Here is a 17347-nt window from a genome sequence, read left to right as displayed (position 1 = left end):
GCTTGCACATTTAAGATACTGTATGGTATCGTAATGCAAGAATTAGGATACTGTCAAGGACTGGAATTGTCGTGACCGAAAATAGCCAGGCCCGGCGCGGCCGGCCCGCCAACGAGGCGCTTGGCCAAACGATAGTCGACGCCGCGTGCGAACTCTTTGTGGAATTGGGTTTTCAAGCGACGACCTTGGACAAGGTCGCCCAGCGAGCGAAGATATCCAAGCTCAGCATCTATCGGCACTTCGAGAACAAGGAGGCGCTGTTCAGCGCGGCCATCGCGGCCCGCTGTCATCAGTTTGCACCACAGGCCCTTCTTGAAGGCGTCGACGGTTCGGCCGAAGATCAGCTCATGGCGGTGGGATCATCCCTGCTTCGCACGCTGTTGAGCCCGGAAGTCCGCAGTGTCGAAGCCATGATCATGGCCGACAAGACGAATCAAAAGTCGTTAAGCAAGCTCTATTACGAAGCCTGCCCCGCCCATGTCATCGCCCAAGTCGAGGCCCTGTTGCGTCAGTTGCACGCGAAGGCGGTTCTGAACGTGCCCGATCCTCTCCGGTCCGCCCGCTTGTTTGCCGCGCTTTTAAAAGGATCCGATCTCCTGCTTATCGCACGCTTCGATGAGGCGAGAGCAGAGGACGACAACGAAATCGAATCCTATTGCCGGTCGGCCGTCGCCATGTTCATCGCCGCGCACGGTGGCAACGACCACGCGGACGGATAGTCTAGTTAAGAACGGATCAGAACAAGGAGATGGCATGGCAGAGAAAAATGTTTATCAGGTAGCCGACTGGAATGGCCAAAGCGGGGAGCGCTGGGTCGCTTACCAGGCCCGGCTCGATGCCATGATGGCGGTGTTCGGCCAGGCCGCGATCGAAGCCGCCGCGCCCGCCACGGGCGAACGCGTTCTGGACATCGGCTGCGGCGCGGGGGCGTCTAGTCTGGATCTGGCCGCCCGCGTCGGCGCGGGGGGCCATGTGCTAGGCGTGGACATATCCGAACCGCTGATCGGCAGAGCGCGCGCTTGCGCCACAGGATACGCCGGTCCTGTTCCAGGTGGCCGACGCCAGCAGCACCGAGTTGCCCGAGGGCGCGTTCGACATCCTGTTTTCGCGCTTCGGAGTGATGTTCTTTGACGATCCTACGGCGGCGTTCGCTCACATGCGGCGTGCGCTCAAGCCGGGCGCGCGGGTCGCTTTCGTCTGCTGGCGCGGCATGGCCGAGAACGATTGGGTGCGCTTGCCGATGGGCGCGATCAAGGGCATCGTCCCGCCGACGGCGCCGCCCGATCCCGAAGCGCCCGGCCCATTCTCGTTCGGCGACCGGGGGCGCGTGGCACGCATCCTGACGGCGGCCGGCTTCACCGATATCGCTATCGCGCCATTCGATGCTTCCATCCCATTCGGCGAGGGGGGGACGCGGGACGCGGCGATCGACGACGCGGTAGAGATGACACTCGAGGTCGGCCCGCTGTCGCGCGCTTTCGCTTATCAGCCCGACGACATCCGGGCCCGCGCCTCGGCCGCGGTTCGTGCCGCCTTCGCGGGCCTCCCCGGCGAGCGGTCGGTGATGATCGACGGCGCGGCGTGGATCGTCATGGCACGCAATCCGGCAAGCTGACAGGGATTAACAGGGGAAACGCCCCCGCTCGGTGGAGCGGGGTGTCAGATTGATGTCCCTTCTGGCTTGGAAGCCGCCATTAGCGAGCTAGAGGCTTTGATGGCATGACCTGCTCCCGGACGGGAAACTTACTTCTTCATTGAAGTGGCATGCGAGCTTGATGGTTTCCGCAAAGGCGGCATTGGACAGCGCGCAAGCGACAAGGCTGATCAGGATAGCTCTTGACATAGATATCCCCGGCTTTGATTGACCGGAGTATAAATCGGTCATAGCGAACGACCCTTGCGCCCCGGGTGCCTGCCGTTCGCGGTGCGGTGCAACGAGCGTCTCAGAAGGGTCGGCTGCCGCCGATCGCCGTCAGGCGGTGACCGGCTCTCGGGGCCCTGCCCACCCCGACAAACCGTTTTGCCGATCGCGATCGGCGCCCGCGTCGAACCGTGCCACGACGGCCCTACGGTCGGCCAGTCACGCGCTGCACCATCCCGTAGAGCACCGACATCTGCAAGCCGCTCTTGAGCGCGTAGTTCGGGTCGTACTGATTGGAGTAGCCCCACCAGTCGAAGCATGCATTCGGGTTGGTCGGCCCTGGCTCAGACGACGCAATCGTGTCGGGATACAAGACCACCAGTTTGTTCGTGTCGGCCCATTCGTTGATGCCGGCCTCGGTGACCCAGCGGTTGCCGATCAGTGATGCCTCTTGCAGACAGCCGTGCAGAGCGAGCACGAATCCGCACTTGTTCCCTTGCGCGCAGGCTTTGGGAACGAAGACACTCCCGGTCGCACTCATCGAAACGTTTGGCGACGCCCCGAACTCCGTTTGATCGAATGCAGACAGCGTACCCGACAGCTTTCCGTTGTTGCGCGGTGTCAGTGGGCCGAGGAACATCGTCAGCCACGTTTTTACGGAATCGTACACTGCGCCATTCGCCGAGCAGCGCACCATGTAGGGACTCCCGAGCGTGCCACATGCAAGTTCGCCGTCAGGCGATTCCCAGCCGTGCTCGGCGGGAAACGAATTGTCGAAGTGAACATTGGCTCCATAACGCTGGTATTCCGAGTTGAGGTCGGCCATCTCGAGCGGATTAACGACTTGGTCTTGCGTGCCGGACCAGAGGTAGACCGGCTGTCCTCGAAGGTTCGTCGCCGGGTCGATGGTGCCGAGGGACGATTGCGCCTCAAGATACGCCTCGGATTCAGTAAGCGTGCTGTTGTAGGACGCCTGATTCGTCGGAAGCGTCAGGCCGCCACAGTTTGCCAAAGCTGTCGCGGCTCCGCCGGCGCCAGCGCACCAGTACACTCCGCCAGCGTAGACAGCGGCCCCTTTGAAGGTGGAAGAGTGGGCAACGTGCATCTGCACTGCCGCGAAACCGCCGGACGAAATACCCGCGACGAAGATCTTCGTCGGGTCGATCTGATAGCGCTGAAGTTTTGTGATCCTGGGCGCGGCCGATGCCTTCGCCTGTGCAGATGCTTCCAATGCGGTGGCATCCGCACTGGCCGAATCGCCGCCAGCCCCGCACCCGGCGAGGCCAATCGCCAAGACAGCTGCCGACACTAACCTTAGGCCTAATGCCATCGTCATCATTGTCATCTCCACGTCAGAGCAGCATCAAATTAGTCACATCGCTCCGCCCTTCGAACTACGGCCGTCTTAGGTCCGCCTAAGACTCGCTAACACTAGCCAGAAGAAAGCACGAACCGATGATTGCGGCGTGTGATGCGCGCGGTGATATGCCGAGAGCGCAAAAATCGCTCCTGCAAAGCTTGCCATCGTAGCCTTAGACGCGGAGTGAAAACGTTTGATGTTTAACGCGAACTGCTAGTGATTGCGGGTGGATTTCCGGACCCGGCCAGTTTCTGCCGTTCGATCGCGCTTGCGCCCAGACGTCAGAGCGCCTGCTTGGGCTCAGTTAACGGACTGTCACGGACTGTGCCGCCCAATTGATTTGCCAGTGGGATCCATCAGAAATCGAAGCGCTACGGCGTTCGGCTGACTTACGCAACGAAGCGGGGCAGCGCAATCATCGCAGTGTCAATCTTTGTCCGGATTGACCACGCGTATCGGACGAGTCCCGATTTTCGCTCCCGTGACCTCGTCGACCGCCACCGCCCTGATCTCTGTTCCTGTTTCCGCATCCAGGAAGCGAAGCAGCTTGCCGCCGCCACGGTATTGCCGCCCCCATGCACCGATCATGAAGAGCACCGGCAGGAAGTCTCGCCCGGCAGCCGTCAGCAGGTACTCCTCGCGCGGCGGGTGCTCAGAGTAGCGGCGTTTCTCCAGTAGTCCCTCCTCTGTCAGCGTTGCCAGTCGCCGGGTCAGCATGGTCGGTGCAATGCCCAGACTTTTGCGGAACTGGTCAAAACGCGTGAGACCGGCATGGGCGTCGCGCAGGATAAGAATGCTCCACGCGTCGCCCGCGACACCCAGGCTGCGCGCGATCGGACACGGCTCATCGCAAAAATTCTTGTCGTCCATACTATTTTGATAGTGACATGCTCTCGATTTGCCAGTATAGTCGATTTCAAATTGGTAGTGACTGAAACCCTCTTGCATGGAGCTTCGAATGGTCGGCGAAACGAATTTGGGTGTGGCCCTTGTTACGGGAGCATCTTCAGGCATCGGACAGGCCGCCGCACAGCGGCTGGCCGACGCCGGTTACACGGTCTTCGGCACGAGCAGACGGGCTGCCCTCACGGGTCAGCGATCCTTCGAGATGCTGACCCTTGACGTCACCAGCGATGAATCCGTCGCGGCGGTGGTCAACGAAGTCATACGACGGGCGGGTCGCATCGACGTGCTGGTGAATAACGCTGGCTTTGGTGTGGCTCCGGCCGGCGCCGAAGAAAGCTCGATCGAGCAGGCCCGGTCGATCTTCGACACAAACTTCTTTGGCGTCGTCCGGATGACCCGCGCCGTCGTGCCCCACATGCGACACCAGGGAAGTGGTCGCATCGTCAACATCGGCTCGGTGCTCGGGTTTTTGCCGATGCCGTACGGGGCGCTCTATGCCGCAACGAAGCATGCAATTGAAGGGTATTCCGAATCGCTCGACCATGAACTTCGCACCTGGGGCATCCGTGTCGCGGTCATCGAGCCGGCTTACACGAAGACGCCGTTCGACGCGAATTTCCTGCAGCCCGATGCCAGGCTCGATGCATACCGCGAGGCTCGTGCGGTCGTCAGCAACCGTGTCAATGAGGTGATGGCAACTGCTACGGAGCCCCGCGTCGTGGCCGAGGTTGTGCTGAAGGCTGCAGTTGCGGCTCGTCCGAAACTCCGGTACACAGCGGGTGCGCTGGCGAGCCGTCTGCAATTGCTGCGCAGATTCATGCCAGCGGGTCTGGTGGACGCCGCGCTTCGGAAGGACCTGCGGCTCGACACGATACCGTCGCCGAGGTCTGGCAAGCCAGTCCCGCAAAAATAGTAAATCGCCATGAACGTCAACTTCCGCTATCTTGCAATCCTTGCTGCGCTTGTTTTCTTCGCTTTGGGATTCGCCTGGATGCTTGCGCCGAATTTCTTTCCGTCAAGGTGGGGTGTCAAGTTCTCATATCAGGTCGGACTGATCGGTCGGCGCGGGGCAGCTCTGTATGTCGGCATCGGGGTTATGTTCTTCTCGGCGAGGAACGCGGAACCATCATCCGCCCGTTCCGCTCTCGTCAAAGGTTTGATTGTTGCCTGCTTAACTCTCGCGGGCCTTGGGGTCTTCGAATTCCTCACCAGCCATGCCCGGTCCGGCATCCTGGCTGCCGTCGCGATAGAAGTCGCGCTTGCTCTGATGTTCGTGGGTGTCGCTCGCATCGAGCACGCGCGCCACGAAACAGGAACTTTTAGTTCGTAGTTGCGACGCAAGCTGCGGGGGCGCTGGCTGAGGTCTCGATCGCTGCCGAGAAAAGAACGCGTGGACCGAGAAATCAAATTTGGGAAACAAAACACTATGAGAGCATTTATTCTCGAGCGTTACGGACGCAAGGATGGCGTTCGTATTGGCGAGTTGCCGGAACCGGAACTACGCGACGATGACGTATTGATCCAGGTGCACGCCGCAGGTGTGAACCTTCTTGATTCCAAAATCCGCGACGGCGAATTCAAGCTCGTTTTGCCCTATCGCTTGCCGCTCGTTCTGGGCAACGATGTGGCCGGGGTGGTCGTCCGGGTTGGACCGCGCGTGCAGCGATTCAAGGCCGGCGACGAAGTCTATGCGCGGCCCGATAAAGATCGAATCGGCGCGTTTGCGGAGCTGATTGCAGTGAACGAAGCGGACCTCTCGATCAAACCGGAGACGCTCACCATGGAAGAGGCCGCCTCCATTCCGTTGGTTGGTCTGACTGCCTGGCAGGCGTTGATCGAAAAAGCGCACCTCGCAAAAGGACAAAAGGTTCTCATCCACGCGGGCTCCGGTGGCGTCGGGACGTTTGCGATCCAGCTGGCGAAGCATGTCGGCGCGTTCGTCGCGACGACAACAAGCACGGCGAACGTGGACTGGGTCAAGCGCCTCGGTGCAGACGTCGTCATCGATTACAGGAAGGACGATTTCGAGAATATCCTTTCCGACTATGACGTGGTTATAAATAGTCTCGACGCAAAGACGCTCACCAAATCCCTGCGCGTGCTCAAACCCGGCGGACAGCTCATCTCGATCTCTGGGCCACCGGATCCGGATTTTGCAAAGGAGCTTGGTTTGTCCCGGCTCCTGGGACTGGTGATGCGTCTCCTGAGTTATCGGATCAGGAAGGAAGCAAAACGTCTTAAGGTTAGCTATTCGTTTCTGTTCATGAGGGCAAGCGGAGACCAGCTACGCCAGATAACGTCCCTCATCGATTCTGGCGTCATACGCCCGGTTGTGGATCGGATCTTTCCGTTTGAGTCGACCAGGGAGGCGATGGCCTACGTCGACACCGGGCGAGCCAAAGGCAAAGTCGTTGTCAAGATGAGGTGATTGGTATGCCCGGAAAACGGGCGACCATTCCGGGGAAACAAAGGCGGCCCGCCGCATCTGATCGAGTCTCCCGGGCGGACGGCCGTTATACCTTGAGAGCAGCCGCCCGGGCAGCGGAGGTTCGAACGGCGGATGTGGGTCGTGCTGCGTCCGTCCGCTCTTTAAACTCATCGCTGGAAAGCGGCCAGTGGAATCAGCTGCCCGCAAGCGGCCAGTCGGCAGTGCGTACTCCCGACCCTAACTTGCCGTTCAGCCTTTCCGTGACCTGAACGGCCGCTCCCGAGCGGTATAACGGGCCCTCAAGGACGCCGCCCTGCCTGCTAATGCTCAGGACGCGCTGAAAGGCTGCTGCCGGTCAAGCCGGCGCTCACCGACTGCGTACGGATTTAGAAGCCAATCGGATGCCACTATCCTTTGCTCCCAGCGGTTGGTGTCCCGAGCCCTCGAATGCCGTTCAAACCGCGCCTGCGCCCCATGCGAGGAATCCACCGTCCACCGGAAGCACGATCCCGTTCGTATATCCAGCTTCCTCGGACGCCAAGTAGCAGACGGCTGCGGCGATTTCCGACGTCGTGCCGTATCGCTTCATCGGAATCGCATTTGAGTATTCGGCACGGAACTCTTCGCTGTGGAGCGCCTTAGTCATCGGCGTATCAACTGGACCCGGGGCGATTGCGTTAGCGGTGATGCCGTAGTCACAGAGCTCCACCGCCATCTGGCGCGTTAAAGCGATGACAGCGCCTTTCGACGTGCCGTAGGCCGTGCGTCCCTTACCGACCGCTCGCATGCCGGCCACCGACGCTATATTGATGATGCGGCCCCAGCGGTTCTTAACCATCAGACGCGCGGCATGTTGGGAGCATAGAAACGCGCCAGTTACATTGACCTGCATGGTTTTGAGAAATGTGTCGAGGGGATAGTCTAAGAATGGCACCAGCTTGGCAATGCCGGCGCCGTTCACCAACACGTCACAACGCCCGTGCGTCTTGTCGATCGCATCGAACGCAGCGGCAATCGATTCGGCGCTTGAGACATCCATCTCCGTAGCCGAAACTGACAGGCCCGCGCGCCGCAAGTTTGACGCCGCTTCCTCTGCGGCGTTCTTGTTGATATCGGCAAGAACGACGTGATAACCCCGTTTTGCAAGCTGTTCTGCTGAATCTGCACCGATGCCCATTGCGCCGCCCGTGACCACTGCAACGCGGCTTGCGTCTTTCTGCTCCATCTGCTCCACCTTGTCCCTTTTGATGTCAGACCGCTAGCGGCATCGACAGGATGCCCGTAAGCGTAGAACGACGGCGCTGCGCGCCATCCCGTGTGGAGATTATTGGAGCCTAAGCGGACACGGTCAAAGGATAATAAGGCCGCACATTGTGAAAAAAAGTCACACTCATTACGTAGATCGCGGCGAGAAAACAGGCTGATGAGGCTTCATCCCTCCATTTGCTGTAGCTCGTTCCTCAGCCATTCCACCAAGGCGACGGTTTTCGACTGACTCTCCGCGTGAGGAGCAACCCACAGCACAATGCTTACGGGGCCTGGGACAAAGCCAAACGGCGCGACAAGACCAGCTGAGTCCAATTCGTCCCGGACAAGCATTCTCGGCACTGCAGCGACTCCCAATCCGCATTTAGCGGCCTGGATCTGAAGATAGAAATGATCGAACGATTCAGCGATCTCGGGCGGGTTTTCGAGCACAGTCGAGGTCGCCTTAAACCAGTCGGCCCACGCGGACGGTCTCGTATTGGTTGCTAGAAGCCGCACCCGCTCAAGATCGCTCGGTTTTTTGATCCGGTTTGTGCGCATGTACTCCGGCGAGCACACTGCCCCGATCCATTCCTCAATCAACGGTATCGGGGTGACACCTTTTGGTACCGGGATTGATGAAAGCCGAATTGCCACCGTTATGTTGTCTCGGGTGAAATCAATCTCGCCATGACTCGTGTTGAAACTCAGCTCAAGCGATGGGATCGCACTTTTTAGCTTTGAGAGGCGCGGCAGCAGCCAGTACATCATGATCGAGGCCGAGCACGAGAGGGTCAACGGCCCCGGCTTGAGCTGATCGACGGTCTTTTGGATAAGGTTGAACGCCACGCTCAGGCCTTCGGCCATCTGCGCCCCTTCGGGCGTCGGCTCCGTCAAGTGTGCATTACGTGACAGCAGTAGCACGCCCAGTTGGTCTTCGAGTGCACGGATATGTCGGCTGACCGCACCATGAGTCACGCTTAGCTCTTCGGCAGCGGCACCGAAGCTCCGCAGGCGAGCTGTGGCTTCAAATGCGCGCAGCGCATTCAATGAAAGACGAGGCACGTGGGCTCCTGTGGGCCCGAGGCCCAGTGCTGATGGAAGTGGCCTATTGTGAGTTTTTCGCTCCGCGTCGAGAAATCATATCGTTTGATGTCGTGGGTCGTCAAATCTATATTCTGGACATCCCCGGCTTAAGCGCATGCTTCCGACGATACGTCCATGCGCCCGGTTTCAGGTCTAATATCCCCAGGACGCAGAGTCGAACATGGTCGAAACCTCCAGTCAAAGAGCGGAATTTACTGCGCGCTATTTCGTCGAAAGCTCAGTACCGATTGCAAAAGCCGCCGAAGTCATTGCCGGCGAACAGTCGAGCGGAACGTTTCTCGCGCTCCCGGGAGAGACTGATGCGCTAAAACATCGTGCCCGAGCTCGTGTGGTGAAGGTCGATTCGCACCCACCCGTTCTCGAGCCGTCGCTTCGCAGTGCTCACGTCGAACGCAGGGGTTCGCCGAGCGTCTATTACCGAGGGGAGATCGAGATCGCCTTCCCGGTGGACAACATTGGCGCCAATCTGCCCACCCTTTTGTCGACTGTTGCAGGCAACCTGTTTGAGTTAGGAGAAATCACAGGGCTGCGCCTGCTTGACATCGATCTGCCAGTAACCTACGCAGCACAATTCCCCGGTCCTCAATTCGGCATTGGTGGAACCCGTGACTTCGCTAAGGTCTACGACAGACCAATGATCGGAACGATCATCAAACCAAGCATTGGCTTGCTTCCGGAACAGACGGCGGAAATCGTAGACAGCCTTTGCGCCGCAGACATCGACTTCATCAAGGATGATGAGCTGCTCGCCGATCCGGCATACGCGAGCTTTGATGAGCGTCTCGCTGCTGTGATGCCGGTCTTGCATCGACACGCCGACCGCATGGGTCGCATGCCGATGTACGCGATCAACATCTCCGGCACAATCGACGAGATGCTCCACCGACACGATGCGGTTCTGCAGGCCGGCGGTACGTGCGTGATGGTTTCCATTAATTGGGTTGGCTTTGCTGGCGTCGAGCATCTTCGAACGCATGCCCAATTACCTATCCACGGCCACCGCAACGGCTGGGGTGCGTTCACGCGCTGCCCGCAACTCGGGTTCTCCTTTGAGGCGTTTCAGAAGTTGTGGCGACTTGCCGGAGTAGATCATCTGCACGTCAACGGCATTCGCAGCAAATTCTGGGAGCCAGATACATCCGTCATCGATTCGGCCCGTGCCTGCCTGGCACCGTTCGCGGGTGTGCAGCCGTTGATGCCAGTTTTTTCATCGGGCCAGTGGGCGTCTCAAGCCCCTGACCTCTACGCTCAGCTGGGCTCCTTGGACCTGATGCATCTGGCCGGCGGCGGAATCATCGGACATCCGCATGGAATCGCCGCGGGTGTTGCCAGTATGCGAGAAGGGTGGGAAGCAGCAGTCGAAGGAGTAGATCTGAAAACCTTCGCGGAGTCCCGACCTGCGCTGCGTGCTGCGCTGTCTCACTTCCAATCGGCGTAATCCAGGATGAGTGCAAAAGCTGAACAATCCGACGCGGCATTGCGTCTGGCTTTCTACGGCGACGACTTTACCGGGTCGACTGACGCTCTGGAAGTCCTGGCTTTCGCGGGGCTGCGGTGCGCCCTTTTCTTGAAAGCGCCTTCGTCCGAAAAACTATCGCGACTCGGCGGATTTGACGCTATCGGTGTCGCAGGTGACAGTCGAGGAATGAGTCCGTCCGAAATGGACGCGTCTCTTCCGTCCGTATTCGGTGCTCTACGCGACCTGAATGCCCCAATTCTTCACTACAAAGTGTGTTCAACTTTCGACAGCGGCCCGACGATAGGAAGCATCGGAAAAGCGTTGGAGATAGCCCGCGCTGGAATCACGAGTACGCCAGTTCCGATTGTTGCCGGTACTCCAGCATTAAAACGCTACTGCGCCTTTGGCAACCTGTTTGCCCGATCCGGTACCGATAACAAGACTTATCGAATCGATCGCCATCCGATTATGAGTGTCCATCCGGTCACACCGATGATGGAAGGAGATCTTCTGCGTCATCTGGCGCTGCAGACAGACCTGCCTCTCTCCGGGATCTTCCTGCCCAGTCTGGAGGGCGCTCGCGAAGAAATAGACCGGGCGTGGTCGGAAGCAACTTCAACCGGCGACGCGGGAATCTTGCTCGATACAGTGACTCCACGTCATCTGACCGAAGTCGGTCGCCTTCTTGACAGGTACGCTACGACCGTCGGCCCTATCTTTACCATTGGTTCGTCTGGCGTCGAATATGCGATGACGCAATGGTGGCGGGAGCTCGGCAATCTTCCCGATACGCGGCGATCTTACGACCATATCGCGCCCACGAGTCAAATTCTTGCCATCTCTGGCAGTGCGTCACCGCTGTCTTCCGCACAGATTGACACGGCGATCGCCGCAGGCTTCGCCGAGATTGCCATCGATGCAAAAGCGCTTGTGCGGGAAGACTCCTGGCAGCAAACAGCTGCAGATATCGTCGGACGCACGATTGCGCTGGTCAGCGAAGGGCGCAGTGTCATCATGCATACTGCGCGTGGTCCGCGCGATACGCGCATCGCCGCAATGCTTGAGTGCTTTACCGCCGACGGACTGACCGAGAACGACGCTCGGCATCAAGGCGGGCGATTGCTGGGCCAACGGCTTGGCGCAGTCGCGAATGCTGTCCTCGAGGCCACTCATTTGCGCCGCCTGGTTCTCTCAGGCGGCGATACGTCGAGTCAAGTCACACAGGTTCTTGGGCCCGATGCACTTGAGATTGACGGCCGCCTCGCCGCGGGCGCGCCGCTGTGCCGGGTGCTTTCCGATAAGCCTCATTTGCAAGACGTGCAGCTTGCCCTGAAAGGCGGCCAGATGGGCGACGAGAACTTCTTTGTCATCGCCCGGGATGGCACCACGACATAATCGCCGCGTCCCGCGGCGCAGCCACACTTTCTTCACGCCGCAAAGTAGATACTGACGGGATCCGCGCCCTAAAGCGCGGTCCCGTTTGGTCAATCAAACACGTCGGACACCGGCCCGACGGTTCGGCGATTGTGACCAGGAGGGCCGTGGCACAGAGTCACGCGGAGCAGATCCCTATCGCATAAGCTCCCTGTACGGATCGGCACCGAGTGCAATGTCGTCACATCCGAAGGGGGGAGTTGCTCGCTTTCTCGCTTGCCCACGCGGCGTCATCTCCGGCCCGCTTCGATTCCTCGTCTCTTTCGCACGAAGTCTTCCGCAACCTCAAATTCTTCATCGATGAACAGAAACCGCTCCACGAAAATCGTTGCGACGCTCGGACCTTCAAGTTCCGCCGAGAGCCTGATTGAAAGCCTGTATGTCTCGGGCGCCGACGTTTTCAGGTTGAACATGAGCCATGGCAGCCACGCGGAACAGGCTCAGCGACTGCAAGCAATTCGCAGTATCGGGGCCCGACATGGTCGTCCGATCGGCGTGCTGCTTGATCTGCAAGGACCGAAGCTACGAGTCGCGCAGTTCAAGGATGGCAAGGTGGACCTGCGGCCAGGACAGACTTTCAGCTTTGACCTTGATAGCGCACCCGGTGATGAGTCGAGGGTCTGTCTCCCCCACCCGGAAATCTTCGCAGTCGCCGCGATCGGCGATACTTTGCTCGCCAACGACGGCCTGCTGAAGTTCAAGATCGTCGATACATCGCTTACCCGCATGACCACCGAAGTTGTCATCGGCGGCATCCTTTCGGACCGAAAAGGCGTCAACGTCCCGAGCGTGGTCCTCCCCATTCCAGCGCTGACCGATAAGGACAGGAAAGACCTGCAATTTGGCCTGGAACAAGGCGTAGAGTGGATCGCACTGTCTTTTGTGCAGCGGGCAGGCGATGTGCGCGACACGCGCAATCTGATCAAAGGCCGGGCTAAGATTATCGCCAAGATTGAGAAGCCATCCGCCGTTGATTCGATCGAGGAGATCATCGAGGCTTCTGACGGAATCATGATTGCGCGTGGCGATATGGGTGTTGAGTTACCACCCGAGGAGGTCCCGGTCATCCAGAAGCGAATCGTGGGTTTATGCCGGGAGGCAGGAAAGCCTGTCGTTGTGGCAACGCAGATGCTGGAGTCGATGGTGAACTCTGCCGTGCCCACGCGAGCAGAGACGTCCGACGTGGCGACGGCCGTTTTTGACGGCGCCGATGCCGTTATGCTGTCCGCGGAGTCAGCGTCAGGTGCCTTCCCCGTCCAAGCGGTTTCGATGATGAATAGGATTATCGAGCGCACAGAGAATGCGCCCTCGTATCGTCAACTGCTTAGAGCAGTCAGGCCGCCCGCCTCTGCTGACGCGCCGGAGGCGATCAGCGCAGCGATATTTACCATCACATCGATGTTGCCGATCGCAGCAATCGTCGCCTACACCACTTCGGGCGCGACTGCTGCGCGGATTGCTCGCGAGCGGCCAGCCTCCCTCATCCTGTCGCTCACTCCTGATGAGGCCGTTGCGCGTCAGCTTACGTTGACCTGGGGTGCCTGTCCTTTACATGTCGACGATGCGCAGAACGTTGAAGATATGGTCACGAAGGCCACGGCGGCGGCGCATCGGATTGGGGTCGACCGCCGCAAACCATTGCTGATCGCAGCAGGTGTCCCGTTTGGCACGCCCGGCATCAGTAACCTTCTGAGAATCGTCTACCCTTCCTGATCTTTCATTCATACGTCAGGGCATGGGGGCGCGCTGTGCGGGCCCCCATGAGTTTCGGCAAGGCGCTGGTATCCGCCATGGTAACGAAAGCACGGAATCTCAAACAACCACGACGCGGACCGGCGCTGTCAAAGCAGATGCTTCTTCCGCTTCCCTTGCCGCTTGTCAAAGACCTGTCTTTAGTCTCGCACCTCGCCCTCGCTTCGTTTCAATCCGGCCACGGCAGCCAGCATCTGCTATATCAACTCATCCGAACGACATATCTCTCATATCTGATGTGGAAGGAGGGGCTGGGCGCCGGTGCGTATCAGCTTTACTGCGACGCTGAACGCGAGATAGAGGCCATAGCGGCTGTTCGCGCAGGCGGCGGGCCGTGGATGCTCAGTGAGAACGCTAGCTCGATACTCGAGAAGATCGTATGTATCTACGACGTCCAGCTTGGCGGCATATCCGCCGGACTTTTCACACGATGCCAGGCAAAGTTGGAACAGCTGCTTGGCATGTTGGTCGTCAGATCCGGGGAAGCCTTGCTGCAGCATGATCAATCCAGAAGCGCCGATAAAACCACGAGGGACTGATCTTCAATCCGGCGTATCGTATCGGCCGGCAGAGGCGAGCGTGTTGAAGGCACCGTTCTGTTCTCTTGTTCCGCAACTTGATACCGGCGGGAACGCACTGACGCCGTGTCCAATCCGCGCTGGCGATAGTTGCTTCCCACCATCTCATGGCCTTATCAACTTATCAACATCGCCACGATCGCCTGATGCCCCGAAGCGACGTCCAAACAAAAAAGGCTGGACGTGGGTCCAGCCTCTTCGATTTCTGCGTGTAGGCGCCTTTTAGCTTTTCAGAAAGCCGGTCGAAATCCATGGTACCGCTGCGATGACCACGATGCCAATGAACAGTGCAGCCATATAACCCATGATCGGACGGATGCCCAGGTTCGGCGAGATCTTGCTGACCGCGCACGCGCCGTAATACCCGACCCCGAACGGCGGCGAGAACAGCCCCAAACCCATCGAAAGAATGACAACCATCGCGTATTGAACTTCATGGATACCGACAGCCCGGGCAATGGGGAAAAGTAACGGCCCGAAGAGCACGATGGCTGGTATTCCCTCGAGGACGCTGCCCAGGATGATGAACATGAAGATTGACACAACCATGAAGGTGAAAGCGCCCCCTGGCAGATGCTGCATGAAATCCGCCAGTCCGTGAGAGAAGCCGGACTGTGTGAGCGCCCACGCCATCGCTGTAGCCGTACCAATGATGATGAGGATCGCACCGGAAAGAGCGGCCGTCTCCACGAGCATGGGGCCAACACGCTTCCAATCAAAGCATCGATACACCATGAGCCCGGCGACAACAGCATAGGCGATGCCGACTGTCGAAACTTCCGTTGCCGTGGCCACGCCTTCCACCACAGCCATGCGGATGACAACCGGAAGGGCCAACGCCGGGATCGATACCACAAACGCCTTTCCGACCAACGACCACGCGGCCCTCGTGGAGGACGTGGGCTCGAATTGTCGGGCCCGCCACCAGACAAGCGTGCACAACATGAAAGCCAGTACGAGCCCCGGCAGGAGACCGCCGGTGAAAAGCGCAGAGATTGATACGCCAGTGACCGATCCGATCGTGATGAGCACGATGCTTGGCGGGACCGTTTCAGTCTGTGCGCCGGTCGCTGATAGCAGTGCGACAAGCTCGCCGGGATTCTCGCCACGCTTTTTCATCTCAGGGAACAGAATTGGAGCAACGGCCGCCATATCAGCCGCCTTTGACCCCGAAATCCCGGAAATCAGGTACATCGCGCCAACCAGAACATATGAGAGGCCACCTCGCACGTGACCCAGCAACGATGCCAGGAAGTTGATCATCGCCCGTGCCATCCCTGTCATCTCAATGAGAAGGCCAAGGAAAATAAACATCGGCACAGCCAACAGAAGGATTTGAGACATTCCCTCGTCCATGCGGCTGACGACAATTTCCAACGGCATGGACGTTGACATTGAAAGATAAGCAAACACGGAAAGGCCGAAGGAGAATGCGATAGGCATTCCGCTCAAGACGGTGAAACCGACCACACCAACGAAGAAAATCACCAGGTTCAGGTTTCCAAGCGATTGCAAAACCGGTCCGGCATGTTCCAGCGCAAACACAGTCACTAGCGACACCGCAATCCCAGTGATAGCAGTCTTCCAGCCGATTGCTAACAACTTGACCACGCAGATCAGCAGCATCGACACAATCCCGAAGATGATAGCCGCGACGCGTAGGCCGTCATTGATCTCCATTGTCGGGGTCAGAATGTCCCACTGCTGCTTGATGTAAGCGATGGACGGAACAAGTATGAGTCCGAGAAAGAGCATGCTCGCCACCATCGAAATGGTGTCCCAGAAGGGATCCCAGTGCTCGCCCATGCGGTTGACCAGTGCCGTCATGCGCATGTGGCTTCCTCGATGCAACGCGGTAGCGGCACCTGTCATGGCGAGCCAGAGAAACAGGATGGCAGCGAGCTCGTCACTCCAGATTAATGGGTGATGCAGGACATAACGAGCAACAACACCGCTGAAAAGCAGGACAATTTCTGCCAGCACCAGCAGTGCCGCCGGCACAGAGACGATCAGGCCAAGCGCGAAGTCCAGATGGGACAGCCAGCGGGGCATCGTCTTTGTCGTCTGGTGGACGGTTGCGCTGGTCTGTTGCTCGAGTGCGTCGTCCACGTCTTTCAGCGTTTCCGTTCTCATGCCAGCTTCCCCGTGTACTTCTCCATAAGAGCCCATTCCTCGTCGCCGAAGAATTGCTTCTGCTCCGTGTAGAAGTTCGCAGATTTCAGGGCCTGGCGAAACGCGTTCGCGTCAGCGGTGTTAAACGCAAGCCCTCTGCCCTCAAGCGTCTTCTGCAGGGAGGCGTTCAATTGAATTACGTCTTGTCGTTGCTTCAGTGCCCCTGCATTGAGGTGCTTTGAGACGATGTCACGGACGGTGGGAGGCATCTTTTCCCACGCTGTCTTGTTACCCAAGAACCAGTAGCCGTCCCACATGTGGTTCGTCATCGAGCAGTATTTCTGGACTTCATAAAGCTTCGCGGCGTCTACTACAGCCAGCGCGTTCTCCTGCCCGTCGACGACCTTTGTCTGCAACGAAGAATAGACTTCGTTGAAGCTGATCGACGCCGGAGCGGCGGAAAGCGACTTGAACAGCGAGATCCAGAGACGACCACCCGGCACCCGGATTTTCATCCCCTGCAGGTCGGCAGGCGTCTTGATGGGCTTTGTACTGGTCGTGATCTGCCGGAACCCGTTGTTCCAGATCTTGTCCTGCACGATCAGATTCGCCTTTCCAATCATCCCGCGAATATGGGCGCCAAGGTCCCCATCGAATGCCGCGAATACCTGGTCATAGTCTTTATATGCAAAGCCGACGCCAGAGATGGATGCCTTCGGAACCAGAGTCGAAAGGGTATTAGCGCCCGAGACCGTATAAAATTCCAGTGCGCCAGCCCGTAACTGCGAGAACATGTCGGGGTCGCCACCGAGCTGATTATTCGGAAACACCCGAAGGTCGACTCGACCGTCTGTCTCCTTTTTGATCGCATCCGATGCCTCCTGAATACGAACATTCAGCGGATGATTTGCCGGCAGGTTCGTCCCGACCTTATACGCGAATTCTGCCGCGTTGGCGCGCCGAACCCACGGACCACCCAAGAGGCCGGTCGCAGCGACAACGGCTGCTCCTGTTCCGGTAATGAGAAAATTTCTGCGATTGAATCCCATGTTTGTCTCCAACGATTTGAATAATCGTCCGTCAAGGACTTGCGCTTTATATGCTT

The 17347-nt window shown here is 58.7% G+C and carries 15 protein-coding genes and 1 pseudogene; 9 read left to right on the top strand and 7 right to left on the bottom strand.

Annotated elements, in window-relative coordinates; translation table 11 throughout:
* The first annotated feature begins 71 nt into the window (after window positions 1–71).
* Window positions 72–719: a TetR/AcrR family transcriptional regulator gene (locus AC07WT_RS04120; protein ID WP_494946146.1), complete on the top strand. Its 648-nt coding sequence runs from the start codon at window positions 72–74 to the stop codon at window positions 717–719.
* A gap of 16 nt (window positions 720–735) precedes the next feature.
* On the opposite strand, the gene AC07WT_RS04115 is transcribed toward AC07WT_RS04120, so the two are convergent.
* On the bottom strand, window positions 736–972 hold the full coding sequence (locus AC07WT_RS04115) for a hypothetical protein (RefSeq protein ID WP_494948461.1): 237 nt from the start codon (window positions 970–972) through the stop codon (window positions 736–738).
* Here AC07WT_RS04115 and AC07WT_RS04110 point away from each other — a divergent pair.
* Window positions 868–1615 (top strand): annotated as a pseudogene (locus tag AC07WT_RS04110) (class I SAM-dependent methyltransferase). The gene AC07WT_RS04115 and the pseudogene AC07WT_RS04110 overlap by 105 nt on opposite strands.
* 451 nt (window positions 1616–2066) lie before the next feature.
* Here AC07WT_RS04110 and AC07WT_RS04105 read toward each other — a convergent pair.
* On the bottom strand, window positions 2067–3200 hold the full coding sequence (locus AC07WT_RS04105; protein WP_494946145.1) for an extracellular catalytic domain type 2 short-chain-length polyhydroxyalkanoate depolymerase: 1134 nt from the start codon (window positions 3198–3200) through the stop codon (window positions 2067–2069).
* A 447-nt stretch (window positions 3201–3647) separates the two neighbouring features.
* Window positions 3648–4091 (bottom strand): winged helix-turn-helix transcriptional regulator, encoded by a 444-nt coding sequence (locus AC07WT_RS04100; RefSeq protein WP_494946144.1) that lies wholly within the window; start codon window positions 4089–4091, stop codon window positions 3648–3650.
* An 88-nt stretch (window positions 4092–4179) separates the two neighbouring features.
* Here AC07WT_RS04100 and AC07WT_RS04095 point away from each other — a divergent pair, with 88 nt between their 5' ends.
* From AC07WT_RS04095 to AC07WT_RS04085, 3 genes are all read left to right on the top strand, one after another.
* Complete coding sequence (locus AC07WT_RS04095) at window positions 4180–5040, top strand: oxidoreductase (protein WP_494946143.1); 861 nt, start codon at window positions 4180–4182, stop codon at window positions 5038–5040.
* Between the two features lie 9 nt (window positions 5041–5049).
* The gene (locus AC07WT_RS04090; RefSeq protein ID WP_494946142.1) at window positions 5050–5457 is read left to right on the top strand and encodes a hypothetical protein; all 408 of its coding nucleotides are present in this window, start codon (window positions 5050–5052) and stop codon (window positions 5455–5457) included.
* A 96-nt stretch (window positions 5458–5553) separates the two neighbouring features.
* On the top strand, window positions 5554–6555 hold the full coding sequence (locus AC07WT_RS04085) for an NADP-dependent oxidoreductase (RefSeq protein ID WP_494948377.1): 1002 nt from the start codon (window positions 5554–5556) through the stop codon (window positions 6553–6555).
* Window positions 6556–7009: 454 nt separating this feature from the next.
* Here the strand turns inward: AC07WT_RS04085 and AC07WT_RS04080 are convergent, their stop codons facing one another.
* Window positions 7010–7780 (bottom strand): SDR family NAD(P)-dependent oxidoreductase, encoded by a 771-nt coding sequence (locus tag AC07WT_RS04080; RefSeq protein WP_494946141.1) that lies wholly within the window; start codon window positions 7778–7780, stop codon window positions 7010–7012.
* Between the two features lie 206 nt (window positions 7781–7986).
* Window positions 7987–8865, bottom strand: coding sequence for a LysR substrate-binding domain-containing protein (locus tag AC07WT_RS04075; protein ID WP_494946140.1), 879 nt, complete (start codon window positions 8863–8865; stop codon window positions 7987–7989).
* A 202-nt stretch (window positions 8866–9067) separates the two neighbouring features.
* Here AC07WT_RS04075 and AC07WT_RS04070 point away from each other — a divergent pair, with 202 nt between their 5' ends.
* The 4 genes from AC07WT_RS04070 to AC07WT_RS04055 all read left to right on the top strand — a co-directional run bounded on the left by AC07WT_RS04070 (window position 9068) and on the right by AC07WT_RS04055 (window position 14091).
* Window positions 9068–10345 carry a ribulose-bisphosphate carboxylase large subunit family protein gene (locus AC07WT_RS04070; RefSeq protein WP_494946139.1) on the top strand — a complete coding sequence of 426 codons (1278 nt, stop codon included), beginning with the start codon at window positions 9068–9070 and terminating at the stop codon, window positions 10343–10345.
* 6 nt (window positions 10346–10351) lie between these two features.
* Entirely contained in the window at window positions 10352–11761 is a 1410-nt protein-coding gene (locus AC07WT_RS04065) for a four-carbon acid sugar kinase family protein (protein ID WP_494946138.1), read from the top strand.
* A 339-nt stretch (window positions 11762–12100) separates the two neighbouring features.
* Window positions 12101–13513 (top strand): pyruvate kinase, encoded by a 1413-nt coding sequence (gene pyk, locus AC07WT_RS04060; RefSeq protein ID WP_494946137.1) that lies wholly within the window; start codon window positions 12101–12103, stop codon window positions 13511–13513.
* A gap of 47 nt (window positions 13514–13560) precedes the next feature.
* Window positions 13561–14091, top strand: a complete 531-nt coding sequence (locus tag AC07WT_RS04055; RefSeq protein ID WP_494946136.1) for a hypothetical protein — start codon at window positions 13561–13563, stop codon at window positions 14089–14091.
* Window positions 14092–14352: 261 nt separating this feature from the next.
* On the opposite strand, the gene AC07WT_RS04050 is transcribed toward AC07WT_RS04055, so the two are convergent.
* Both AC07WT_RS04050 and AC07WT_RS04045 read right to left on the bottom strand, forming a co-directional pair.
* Entirely contained in the window at window positions 14353–16263 is a 1911-nt protein-coding gene (locus AC07WT_RS04050; protein ID WP_494946135.1) for a TRAP transporter large permease, read from the bottom strand.
* On the bottom strand, window positions 16260–17291 hold the full coding sequence (locus tag AC07WT_RS04045; protein ID WP_494946134.1) for a TRAP transporter substrate-binding protein: 1032 nt from the start codon (window positions 17289–17291) through the stop codon (window positions 16260–16262). Before AC07WT_RS04045 ends, AC07WT_RS04050 begins: the two co-directional genes overlap by 4 nt.
* Window positions 17292–17347 lie beyond the last annotated feature (56 nt).

This window comes from Paraburkholderia sp. GW821-FHT02A12 (genome assembly GCF_059422005.1).
This window is presented reverse-complemented; position numbering and strand designations above follow the sequence as displayed.